At 45.2% G+C, this 12,910-nt stretch carries 9 protein-coding genes; 1 reads left to right on the forward strand and 8 read right to left on the reverse strand.

Annotation, left to right across the window (positions count from 1 at the left end; translation table 11 throughout):
• Window positions 1-106: 106 nt before the first annotated feature.
• A complete protein-coding gene (gene shc / locus LCM10_RS11930) occupies window positions 107-1,978 on the reverse strand; it encodes a squalene--hopene cyclase (RefSeq protein ID WP_224876504.1) in 1,872 nt (623 codons plus the stop codon).
• Between the two features lie 206 nt (window positions 1,979-2,184).
• Between shc and LCM10_RS11935 the strand changes: the two genes are divergently transcribed.
• Entirely contained in the window at window positions 2,185-2,898 is a 714-nt protein-coding gene (locus LCM10_RS11935) for a Crp/Fnr family transcriptional regulator (RefSeq protein WP_224876505.1), read from the forward strand.
• Window positions 2,899-3,436: 538 nt separating this feature from the next.
• Here the strand turns inward: LCM10_RS11935 and LCM10_RS11940 are convergent.
• The 7 genes from LCM10_RS11940 to LCM10_RS11970 all read right to left on the reverse strand — a co-directional run bounded on the left by LCM10_RS11940 (window position 3,437) and on the right by LCM10_RS11970 (window position 12,851).
• Window positions 3,437-4,024: a YdcF family protein gene (locus LCM10_RS11940; protein WP_224876506.1), complete on the reverse strand. Its 588-nt coding sequence runs from the start codon at window positions 4,022-4,024 to the stop codon at window positions 3,437-3,439.
• Between the two features lie 868 nt (window positions 4,025-4,892).
• The gene (locus LCM10_RS11945) at window positions 4,893-5,672 is read right to left on the reverse strand and encodes an SDR family oxidoreductase (protein ID WP_224876507.1); all 780 of its coding nucleotides are present in this window, start codon (window positions 5,670-5,672) and stop codon (window positions 4,893-4,895) included.
• Between the two features lie 90 nt (window positions 5,673-5,762).
• Window positions 5,763-7,028 carry a GTPase HflX gene (gene hflX, locus LCM10_RS11950; protein WP_224876956.1) on the reverse strand — a complete coding sequence of 422 codons (1,266 nt, stop codon included), beginning with the start codon at window positions 7,026-7,028 and terminating at the stop codon, window positions 5,763-5,765.
• A 518-nt stretch (window positions 7,029-7,546) separates the two neighbouring features.
• Complete coding sequence (locus LCM10_RS11955) at window positions 7,547-9,004, reverse strand: CoA-acylating methylmalonate-semialdehyde dehydrogenase (protein ID WP_224876508.1); 1,458 nt, start codon at window positions 9,002-9,004, stop codon at window positions 7,547-7,549.
• A 63-nt stretch (window positions 9,005-9,067) separates the two neighbouring features.
• Window positions 9,068-10,264 carry an iron-containing alcohol dehydrogenase gene (locus LCM10_RS11960; RefSeq protein WP_224876509.1) on the reverse strand — a complete coding sequence of 399 codons (1,197 nt, stop codon included), beginning with the start codon at window positions 10,262-10,264 and terminating at the stop codon, window positions 9,068-9,070.
• Window positions 10,265-10,482: 218 nt separating this feature from the next.
• Window positions 10,483-11,274, reverse strand: a complete 792-nt coding sequence (locus LCM10_RS11965) for a YheC/YheD family protein (protein WP_224876510.1) — start codon at window positions 11,272-11,274, stop codon at window positions 10,483-10,485.
• 179 nt (window positions 11,275-11,453) lie between these two features.
• Window positions 11,454-12,851, reverse strand: a complete 1,398-nt coding sequence (locus tag LCM10_RS11970) for a DUF2254 domain-containing protein (protein WP_318247493.1) — start codon at window positions 12,849-12,851, stop codon at window positions 11,454-11,456.
• Window positions 12,852-12,910 lie beyond the last annotated feature (59 nt).

Genomic DNA, 12,910 nt, shown 5'->3' on the forward strand with positions numbered 1-12,910 from the left:
CCAATAAGTAAAGAATATTCCAACTCTTTACCGCACTACCGTAACGAGGGACGTACCTTTAGCACGGTGATGCATCGAGGGACGTACCTTAAATCGGAGCGCCCCTTTAATGGTATTTATTCACGTAATGGCTCAGTGCTTTTAACGGCCAGATCCATTTATAGCTGTGGTAATGTATATAGAATTTCCCTGATAGCGCCGCACCCGTTGGATAAACATCAGCCTTAGAAGGTCTACGGTCATTGATGAGTGTCAAGAGCCGTTCCATGCCTCGTTCGATGGCCTCCGTTGGTTGGCCGGAGATGGAAATGAGAGCATCAAGTGCCCACGCCGTTTGCGATGGTGTACTGAAAGGTAACGGCACATACGTATTTTTTTGGTCGCTGTAGCACGACTCTCCCCATCCCCCGTCTTCTCTTTGTATGCCTTCTAGCCATCTCTTCGCTTTCTCTACACTATGGTCCGTTGACGGGACACCCGCAGCCCTCATTCCCGTTACAGCTGCCCACGTCCCATAAATATAGTGAATCCCCCACCTGCCTGGCCAAGAACCGTTTTCTTCCTGACTAAGCTTCAGCCATTTTATCCCCCTCTTTATTTTTGGATGATCCTTCGTCAAACCTGCCCTTCCACCTAAAAATTCAATCGTCCTACCTGTCAGGTCTGCAGTTGAGGGATCGATGGCTGCCGATTCAGAGCCATCCAGCGGAAAGGATGCTAGGATCCCTTTTGTTTTATTCTTTTCAAATGCTGGCCATCCCCCATCGCGGTTTTGCATTTCGAGCACCCATTGGATCCCACGATCCCACGCTTGCCGGATGGAAGGATGTTCACTTGCAGAATACGTGATGGCACGTAAAGCAGCTGTCGTATCGTCTACATCAGGGTGTATGGAATTACTTTCTGAAAATCCCCAGCCACCTGGTGGAACGCTCCGGACCTCCATTGCCCAATCACCGAATTTATAGTGCTGATGTTTGACTAAATAGTCGACTGCCCTTGCGATCGCCTCATCGTCAAAGGAAATACCCGATTCTTGAAGGGCATCACTGATCAGGGCTGTATCCCAGATGAGGGAAGGGGAATTCTGGACATGAGGGCCATTGGTTGTCTGACAGATCATTGCTTTTAACCCTTTGAATGCACCCGCCATGACTCCGGAATTCTCTTTATAACCGGCCGATTTCAACGCATAGATCATAAAAAATGTAGTGCTGAAGTAACTAAGGTACGTCCCATCCGATTCAATCCGCTTCAGCATATAATCGTGCGCAAACTGCCTTGCCTGAAGGCGAAGGGATTCCGGGAGCCCAGCAAGTGCCTTCACACCTTCCTTCAGTCCTTCCAAGAGATATAAGCGATTTTCATCCTCATTCGTTTCTCGTTCAGGAAGGAAAAGATGCCTGATGTTCGGTGTTCGGGATGTTTTCAATTGATAACGACCATCCCTCAGTAGTAAGAATGGAACCATATGTCCCCTTGCATAGCTACTGAAATCCCAAAAGCTGATTGGAAAACGTTCAGGGATCAGCAGCACTTCAATTGGAACGGGCATCAGATACCGCCATTCAACCTGTCCATGAATGGCGAGCATAAGCTTGGTGAGTGTGTGAGCTTTCCCCAATCCTCCCTTATCCAGGATGAATCGCTCGGCTTTTTTAAGTCTTATATCCCTTTCATCGAGAAGGCCACTGAACTTCAAGGCAAAATAAGCCTCGATCGTTGAAGACAAATTCCCTTCCACTTCATCTTCAAATACTTTCCAGGTTCCTGCTTCCGTCTGCATGTTCAAAAGCCTTTGGACCAAATGAGTGACGAGATGATCTTCCTTCAAACCCAATGATCTGATCAGGATGATCATGAATGCATCCGTCATCAAACTATTTTCAAAGCAAAAAGACCAGGTTCCGTCAGGTTGCTGCCTGGCTCGAAGCTCTTCTACCATCTTTGTGACTGTTTTTGGTAATTTCCCATTCATGATTCAGCCCCCCGGTTGTTCAGTGTCTTGGTATGTATATGTTCAATAAGTGGCGGTTAGTAACATCTCATGCATGTAAAGTAGTACAGGGCCATATCCAAATACTTGTTGTAAACCTTTAGTCAAAGTGGTAGTTTTTATGTATGAAAGAAAGATGACAGATACATGTTTTCTGATCAGATTGATCATGAAAGGAGGATCGAATCATGGATATACACACTAAAAAAGGGGATCTTTCTTCTCTATCAGAGGAATTATCTTCGCTGTTAAAATCAATCGGCACTCACCGTGGGGTAAAAAAAGGGACCTTCTTATTCCAGGAAGGTGAAAGAGCGGATGAATTGTACTTGATCGAAAAAGGTATTTTTCAAATCAGCAAGCTTAGTCTTGAAGGTAAGGAATTGAATATGCAGCTATGTAAAAAAGACGATTTCATCGGTGAACTGACTCTCTTCTCAGAAGAAGCCACCTACATGTTAAGTGCGATTGCCATCCAAGATTCAGAAGTCCTGACCATTCAAAGAGATCGTCTCGAACATGCCCTGATCAGCAATGCCCCATTGACATTTGAGTTCATGAAGTGGATTTCCACCCAATTGAGAAAAAATCAATCCAAGATCAGGGATCTCGTCATGCACGGTAAGAAAGGTGCGCTATATTCCACGTTGATTCGGATTTCAAACTCTTATGGCGTCGAAATGGAGAAAGGTATCCTCCTTGATATCCACCTATCGAACGGAGAACTTGCCAAATACTGCGCAGCAACAAGGGAAAGCGTTAATCGGATGCTGAGTGACTTAAGGAAAAAGAACGTCATAGAGTATGCTTCAAGCGGAAGAATCATCCTATTGGACCTTGATTTCCTGAGGGAAGAAATCGGTTGTGAAAACTGCCCGATCGAGATTTGCAATATTGATTAATTCTGACCCACGAATCTTCATCCAATGATCAAAACTTGATAAAATCCTTTTTCTAGTCTTAGGGGCGATATGGTCATCGGTTTTGCGCTCACCGATCCATTTCGTACGGCACAACACCGAACATCGACAAATCCCATTCATTTCCACCATATTTCCCGGGCTATAATCGACATAACGGAACCAGATCAAATAGAAATGCCAGCTGATATTCAGTAACGGGTTCTGTTTTGTAGTACAAAACCCGAAAAACGCTGCCTGATTAGTTATATACTGAATTCACACTAAAAAGAGCACAGAATTTGGTTATGAGTAGCTCAGATAATATGGAGAAAACCTAAAATCACAGCCCAAAATCATACGTTTTCGCAACGTAAATAGCAAGTGAATTAACAATACACTTAACGTAACAAAAAAAGCTTGGGATATCCCAAGCTTTTTGTCATTCAATTAAAGCCTCCGCTAGTTGAATAATCACCAATGCTGACTAGATCGTTTCATACTGAAACAGAGACATTTTAACACTTCTTAATAGTAAGTTTCATTGTCTTCCCTTATAAAAACGCAAATAAATCATGAACATCTGTATGTATATGTAAACGTAAATGATACCTAATCCTATGACAAATTCTTTTGGCACTTTAGACTTTTCCAAGGTATGATCAATTCCTAACCGAAACGCATATGAACTAGCTTTTCGCAAATGCCAAGGTGAGGTGACAATAACCGCTTTTTCCAGCCCTCTCTCGTGCATGATTTCTCGCGATCTCACCAAATTTTCATAAGTGCCCCTCGCTTTTGTTTCTCGTATGATTTGGCTATCATCCACGCCTAATTCCACTAACGCTCTTGCCATGACTTCTGCTTCAACATGGTTATTTGAGACAGATGCACCCGAACAAATAATTACTTCAGCAATTCCAGTGTGATAGAGGTCTGTTGCTTTATTGATTCGTTCTCGTAAAATGGGCGTCATGCTTCCATCCTCTTTTGCGGGATAACCAAGTACAATCATAGCATCTCTTTTTTGCCCATGATTATAACCCGCTTTGTTAAAATGCTTGCGAATAAATATAACCCCCACCATAAAGCACATAAAAATGAAGCATAAAATATACAAGCCTATCATTTAACATATCTCCTCTGACATTCTCTCTATCAATCGACAGATCATGTTTGTATCGAGTGCACATCGGATTTAATAACTATCATTTGTTCAACTATAGTGCCCATTAGTTGAAGAGCAGCATTTTTCATAATCTTTAAGTTTATTTTACCACATATTGTTATAAACCCTTGATTATTCTCGCAGTAGACTGATCATCACATCGCAATTCACAAGTAAAATAGCACCCTAATTCGCAGAATGACAGTAGCCATCGTCAAGTTGTTAGTATGGGTGCCATTTATTATTTGTCGTTCATTTCTTATAAAACGTTGATAGATCATTGAAAACAGTTCTGCTATTTACTGTGCTAAAAGGCATGATCATTTATGTGCTGTTTACGATGTTTCTCCACAAGAAATAGACGATGAAAGTCAAACAACATATGGTATTGGGGATGAAAGAATAAATGAACTCACGATAAAACAAGTGGGGAACATTATATGGGAGGATGGCAATATAGACCTATTAGGATATCTTTATTGTGCTAATGATGGCTTTTATTGAATAAGCCCTAAAGAAATGAAAGACCTATTAAGCAGTCGGTCTTTTCTTGTTTTCTACTACATATGAATTCCATTTTGTCGTTTATCACATATAGACTTTTAGCAATACCGCCGCTGAACGAGCGTTTTTGAACCCTTTCCAACGCAAGTATTTGCTTACGGTTTAATACCAATTCGCATGAGTATGTTAGCCATCCGACTGTTTTGAATTAGGGTACGAATCACATTGTAAAATATAGGAACTTAATATCAACAAAAACAAGTGGTCCAATTCAGATGTGAATTGGACCACTATTTTTATTACTTTATATTCAGCAGGAAATTTTTTATTTCCCTAAGAATCCACCGTTGGATTCAATGATTTGCCCCGTCACCCATTGAGATTCACCACTCGCAAGGAAACAGATCAACTTCGCCGCATCCTCAGGAAGTCCGATGCGCCCTTGTGGAAACATCGGCAGGAATGCCTGTGCAAGCTCCTCATCAATCCAGCCTGAATCAGTCGGTCCTGGATCGACAGCGTTCACGGTGATCCCTAAAGGGGCAAGGCCGGTAGCAAGTGGCGAAGTAATCGCCTTTAAAGCCCCTTTAGTGGCGATATACGCTAGATTTTCCGGATCTGGACCGCCGGAGACCATATGGATGATCCGCCCTTCGCCTCCGCCGGGGTTCTGTTTCTCAAATGCTTTCGCAAATTCCATCGACAACAGAATGGTTCCGCGATTGTTCACATTGTAGTGCTTGTCGAGGATGGACGCATCCAATGTGCGGAAACTGGAGGGTGCACAATAGGTTGCATTATGAATCAGGATATGGGAAGATCCGAGAGATTCCACCACGGCATCCATGATCCTCCGTGGCGTCTCTTCCTCTTCAAGGTCTGCTTCCATATGGGCAGCACGTACCCCAATCCCAATCAATTTATCATTTAAAATCCCTGGCCAGTCTTTCTCCACTCCGCTCCCCACCGTTTCATCGAACGGTGTCCAGTGAGTGAAGAAGATATCCGCCCCTGCCTCAGCAAGTGCAAGACAGATGGCTGTACCAATTCCATTTGAGCGGCTTGCTCCGGTGACGATGGCTGTTTTGCCTTGCAATGGTTTCATGCAGATAGTCCCCCATACTATATATTCGACCGATCAAGATGGATTGGTTACAGAAAAGGGCTCGATATAAAACCCTTTTCTCTAGGTTTTTTATTCCACCACAAAAGATCTATATTTCTCATAATCTGCAATCCTGCATTCAACTGTCAATTTCGTTCCGTTCTCTTCATATTCGGTATGAAGCACATTCGCATGTTCATTGAAATAGGAAATCAGCTGCCCTTCACTGAACGGGATGAGCATGTCACATTTTTTATAGTCCTTGAACACATGACTTTTGATCACTGAGACCAATTCGTCCATACCGATCCTTTTCTTAGCGGATAGGTAGATTCTGTCGTTCACAACATTCCCTACCATCTCTTCGTTGACCAATTCCGCTTTATTGAAGGCATAGACCATCGGGATATCTCCCACTCCTATGCTATCGAGAGTTTCGTTCGTCACCTTCATCAATGTTTCATGATGGGGGTCTGAATAATCAACAACGTGGATGATGAGGTCTGCTTCTGCCACTTCCTCAAGGGTGGATCTGAATGCTTTGACAAGATGGTGAGGCAGCTTATTGACGAAGCCGACTGTATCAGTCAAAAGGAAAGCCTTATTGTCAGGAAGTGTAATATTCCTTACGGATGTATCCAATGTGGCAAACAGCATATCCTTCTCGAACACCTGCTTGTTTTCCCCAGGGTTGAATGTTTCAACCAATGCATTCATCGTTGTTGATTTACCAGCATTGGTGTAACCGACCAGTGATACAATCGGAAGACCGCTTTTTTTCCTTTGTTTACGCTGTGTCTTACGGAGTTCGACAAGGGACTCGAGCTCTTTGTTGAGGGCAGTGATATTGTCTTCAATCCGGCGGCGGTCAAGTTCAAGCTTTGTTTCACCAGCCCCCCTGTTTGCAAGGCCTGATCCCCCTCCTTGCCTGCCAAGTGATTCGCGTCTTCCGATAAGCCTTGGGAGCATATACTGAAGCTGTGCCACTTCTACCTGCAACTGTGCTTCCTTTGTCTTAGCGCGCTCTGCAAAAATATCAAGAATGAGCATCGTCCTGTCCATGACCCTGATATCGAGCTTTTCTTCAAGCACTCTTATTTGGGACGGAGATAACTCATCATTGGCGATGAGGACATCCGCTTCCATTTCTTCAATCAATGGGAGGAGTTCATCAATCTTTCCCTTTCCGATATAATGCACATGATTCCTCTTCGGAAGGTTCTGCGTCATTTCTGCCAACACATCAATGTGACGGGCTTCCGCCAGTCCCTTTAATTCAAGCATGCTATGATCAAAGTCTTCTCCCTTTTCTTTCGTATTGACGCCCAGGGCGATCGCTTTTAAACGTTCTTCCATCATATCTCTTCACTTCCCATTCTAGTAATATCGAAAAAAACACAGGCCGCTGCCTGTGTTTTTAGTGTAAATGGTACCCGCAGCCGATCACGTGAAGAACGACCTTCATATGAAGATCATGGTCCGCGGTCCTTTCATTCATGGGTCGGCTGGCTTCCGGAGGACCTTCCACGGGATTGATGCAACACCGGGGACGGATCCTTTCTAAAAGTCCACTATTCAATTCTATTTTTAAGACATAAAAAAAGAAGAGTCCTTCGTCCCCTCTTCTTCACCGTCAAATGAAGTTTCCCTTAAAAATAGGCAGACCAATTCCATTTACCCTGTACACAGACAGAGCCTCTGAACATATTCAATTAGCTGTTCAAATCGCGGAATCGAAGTCTGATTAAGATCAAAAGGAAAACCTCCATTTCTTGTAAGTTATGATTATCATATCATAGAAACTCCCCGTTGAGAAGTTCATTTTCAAGGTACGTCCCTCATCGCATTAACGCGATGAGGGACGTACCTTCATTTCACCATCGTGCGGTGAGCATTTTGCGTCTAGTGTAGAATTCGACTCCGTCCGGGCCGTTGGCATGTAGGTCTCCATAAAAGGAGTTCTTCCAGCCTGAGAAAGGGAAAAACGCCATTGGGGCCGGTACACCGATGTTGACACCCAGCATGCCGACTTCGATGAATTCACGGAAGTAACGGACATCGCTTCCGTCTTTTGTAAACAAACATGCACCATTCCCAAAATCTGATTCATTCGTCAAGCTGATGGCGTCCTCCAAGGTATCCACCCGCACAATCGACAGAACGGGAGCGAAGATTTCATCCTTCCAGATTTTCATGGAGGTGGTGACGTTGTCAAAGATGGTCGGACCGATGAAATAACCGTTGTGCTTGTATGCCTCATCGTTACGACCGTCACGGACGAGCGTCGCCCCTTCTTCCACACCGCTCACAATGTAGCTTTCCGTCTTCTTTTTATGCTCATCACGAATGACCGGGCCAAGGAATACATCCTCATCAAGACCGTTCCCGATTTTGATGCGATCGGCCTGTTCGTTCAGCTTCTTGATCAGGGGTTCCGCCACGTCCCCTACGGCTACGACCACCGAACATGCCATGCAGCGTTCCCCGGCTGACCCGTAAGCGGCTGCGATGATTTCTTTCACGGCAGCGTCAAGATCGGCATTCGGCATCACGATGGAATGATTCTTCGCTCCGGCTAGCGCCTGCACGCGTTTACCATGCCCTGAGGCGGTCTTATAAACATACTCCGCCACAGGCTGCGACCCCACGAAGGAAATCGCCGGGACGCCCCGATGCTCAAGCAGGCCATTCACCACGTCATGTGCCCCGTGTACCACATTCAGTACCCCATCAGGAAGCCCCGCTTCCTGAAACAGCTCCGCCAGGCGGTTGGCCAGGAGAGGTGTACGTTCCGAAGGCTTAAGGACAAAAGTATTTCCGCAAGCGATTGCCAGTGGGAACATCCAGCACGGGACCATCATCGGGAAATTGAATGGGGTGATTCCCCCGACGACGCCGACTGGATAGCGATACATACCCGATTCAATATTTGTCGCGATGTCCGGAAGCTGCTTCCCCATCATCAAGGTCGGTGCACCTGCAGCGAATTCCACACATTCAATCCCTCGCTGCACTTCACCGTATGCTTCCTTAAAGCTCTTCCCGTTTTCTTCCGTAATCAGTTTAGCAAGCTCGTCCCAATTCTCGACTAGTAGCTGCTGATATTTAAATAGAATTCTCGCCCTTTTAGGGACAGGCGTCCTGCTCCACGTTTTAAATGCATCATTTGCGGTAGCAACCGCGTCATCCACGTCCTGCTTGCTTGAAATCGGAACCTTGGCCAGTTCTTCACCCGTTGCAGGATTGGGTACGGATTGGTAATGCTCTGTTTTCGCATCCACCCATTTGCCGTTAATAAAGTTCTTCAATGTATTTGTCGTTGCAGTCGCCATGAAATCAATCCCTTTCAAACGGTTTTATTGGTTTGCCAGTGTTCAGTTCACTGCCATCCTTTTTCATTTTACTATTTCACTGGTTGAAAACTGGTAATCGTAGCAAATGTGGTACAGTTCCTCAAGCTCAGACCTCGTCGGCACCCGTGGATTATTCGCTGGACTCCCGCTGATGAAGGCATCGTCCGTCATCTTGCTCACCGCATGCGAGAACGCTTCTTCATCGATGCCCCATCCCTTCAGATTCGGGATATTGAGGTCCGAACAAAGCTTTTTAACAGCCTCCACCGCGACTTCGGCGCATTCCTTTTCAGAAAGATGACTATTTTCCTTTTGAAAAATGCGCCCCACCTCTGCGAGTCGATCGGTGCAATGATCCTTACTGAATTCAAGTACTGCCGGCAAAAGCATTGCGTTCGAAAATCCATGAGGTACATGAAACAGTGCCCCTATCGGCCTCGACATCCCGTGGACCAAGCACACCGAAGCATTCGAGAAGGCCATCCCCGCTTGCATGGCAGCGAGACTCATCGCTTCGCGAGCATCAAGGTCTTCACCGTCCCGATAAGCATCAAGCAGGTTATCTGCAATTAATTGTATGGCCGATAGCGCCAGTGTATCCGTCATCGGGTGGGACTTTTTTGATAAATAGGCCTCCACCGCATGACTTAAGGCATCCACCCCTGTTGCCGCCGTCACGGTCCCCGGTGATGAAACGGAAAGGAAAGGATCGACGATGGCAACAACCGGCATGAAAGCAGGATGTTTGATCATCATCTTCACATCTTTGGCCGTGTCTGTTATGACCGTAACATCGGTAGCTTCTGAACCGGTCCCGGCCGTTGTGGGAATCGCAATATGAGGAAGCGGCTTTTTCTCCACTACACTTATACCACCCATATATTCCCCTATGGATCCTCCGTTCGCAGCCAGAACCACAATCGCTTTTGCAGTATCGATGCAGCTTCCACCCCCAAGGGATATGACTGCCTCGCAGCCCTCATCCTTCAACAGTTGAAGCGATTCCTCCACATATCGATCTGTCGGTTCGGAATCCACCCCCAGGTAAACGGCACTCCCGACGCCCTGTTCTAGCAGATAACGACGGCATTTCTTTACATAACCAAGCCTATCCATCACTTTATCACTGACAATAAGTACTTTCTTCCCCCTTGACGCTGCTTCCTTCCCGACATTGACAAAGGCATCCCGACCGTATAAAACCGTTTGCGGAACGCGGAAACTTGCAAACTCCTCCACAGACTTGCACCCCTTTACGTGATTTCACTGCACTTTTCCCGATAAGCATGCACATGACTGATAGGGCCTGATCTATGTAAAAATCGTCTCATATGTGTACCCCTGCCCTATAAAAAACTAAATATTCCAACAATTGAAGTATAACACAAAATGGAAGGTACGTCCCTCATCGCTTCACCGTGATGAGGGGCGTACCTTCCATTTGGATTCAAGGCATATCATCTTTTAATGATTTTTTTCAGGAATACGGTCAGCTTATGAAGTAAGCTACATCGCCATCCTTTTTTAAATTTCATAATTTTATTGTACATCGATTTGTCTTGTAGGGGCTTGAACATTTCAAGGTCGGGATCCAGGTTCGCTTCGATGATGAACAACTCTCCCTTATTCGTAAATCCGATATCAAGGCCGATACACCTTAACTGAGGATATGGTGCCTGTAGTTTCCTGGCCGTACGCCGTGCAATCGCCGATAACCCCTTTTGGACCACCACGGGATCAAGGAAGGCTGCAGATGATGCTCTCAATGCATCTTCAAGGTGCATGACCGCTGTCGCATGATTGGTCACGAAATACCCATCAGCACTCACTTTCACAAGGATGCCTGTCACTTCCCACCTAAAAAAGCGCATCCTCCTTTGAACTACCACCCTGACATCCACCGGATTTCCTTCAACAGTTGAAAGATCTATTCTTTCTTGGACGATATATTTTTTCCTCTCGATGATGTGGTGTTCTTTCAAATGGGCATACGCTGCTTCTCTACTTTCCAACTCCAGTTTAGATCGACCGGATTGTATTTCCACCCTTCCATCATCCACACACCTAACCTGAACGACACCCTTCCCTTTTGCTCCTCTGCAAGGCTTTACAATGACAATGCCGTACTTGTCCAGGTACCGGGACAAAGCCTTTTCGGTCAATTGATCGGTGTTGGGTAAATGTGGTACGAGATAGGGATCTTCTTTCATGATGTTATACATTGTAAATTTCCCTCTTGGATTTTTCATGGTGTCAAACTCCTTCTATTCGAAAACTCCCCTATCAGTATATGATGTAAAAGGACGATTACCTGTTCGAAAACCCATTCCACAATCAAAAGAAGCAATCATAAATTCGTTATTATCTAATAATCAGACCAGTAGCTTACCTAAATCAAAACACTCCACCATCTATGATAAAAGATCCATCAGTCCACCCTTATCTTAAAATGATCCAATAGTTCTTCGCATGCCTTTTCATTTCCGGTGATCTTCGCTACTTCCCTTATCACTTCATGAAACTGTTTCACGTCCAGGTCAAAGAGAAGGTCTCGATTAAAGCCGTTCGCTGTATACTCGGTAAAACTCCATATGTATGGATGCTCCTTCCCTCCGGTTGCTCGTGCAATCGCACTGAGTACATGGAGGAGTTCACCTGTGATGACTGCATCCTCCCTTGCATAATGCCTGATGGATGCGAATCCCCTGTAAAGATAATCATCATAATTCAAGTCGTTTAAAATGATTCTCAAGTTCCCATCCCCGTCCGCCAGATATGGCGAAAACACTTCCATCTCGGAAATTCGGATCAACAGGTCCCCGATTTGATAGATGATGTTGGTTGCCGTCTTAGGATCATGATTTCCGAGCGCACGTATGGCAATTTCCACGAACTTGTTAATGCTGAACTCGATATCCTGAAGCTCCGTCTGGTTCTTCCCGACTTGAAACATATCCATATACTTACTTTCATCGATTCCAGCTTGGGATACTCCGGATAATGAATCCCAATAGGTGAAAACGGAATTGGACCGGAAAACAAAGCTTCCGATGCGTTGATCCAAGCGAATGATTAAATCATCCCTGACTGCTTCCTGTATAAGTTCTTCAAAATTGACTTTCTGTAAATAACCCGACTGCTCTGCCACAATCGACGTACCATCCCATACCGGGACCTGCATCTGGATCGCGGCACAATCTTCAGCTTTATGCGGCTTTAATTCTTTTACAAGCGAGCTTTCAATAATATCGACTGATTCAAGCTTGAGCTGTTCGGTCAAGTTGGTCACTTGAAGCCAAGTAACGATATGATTGATGAAAACGGCGAACGTGCTTATCGTCAGGATGGCCGTGACGATTGCAGCCATCGGGATCAGACTGTATGCTTGAGTGGTATCTTCATTAATGAAGAATAAGCAAAGAAGTACGTAGAGAAAGCTGGCACTGAATATACCGAGCGTTCGTTGAGTCATTTTATTCATCATGAAATTCTTCAAGATCCTTGGGGAAAACTGACTTGAGAACGTGGACAAAGCTGCGAGCACGCCGTAGAACGTAAAGGTGGTCAATGAGAGGATCCCGGCGGTCAGAGTGCTCAGGATGGTTTTGGTCAACCCGTAGTCGACCGTCAGATATGACGGCATCCCCTCATAGACATTCATCTCCAGATCCGCCCAAAGCGTCATGGAAACCAGCAGAATGGAAGATACCGCGTAAATCATCGGTGTCATCCACAAATTAGAGTATAGCTTGTCCCACTTCTCCCTTTTTGTCATCCTGGAATATCGTATGGCTTCAGACGACATTCGCTTCAGTATGCCTTGCATCAGTTATCACAACCTATATCAATGGTATATCAGCTGAAAAGTTCAACTTTCCCCTTCTC

Origin of the sequence: Rossellomorea aquimaris (assembly GCF_020171925.1) — a bacterium.
Classification (GTDB): Bacteria; Bacillota; Bacilli; order Bacillales; family Bacillaceae_B; genus Rossellomorea; species Rossellomorea aquimaris_F.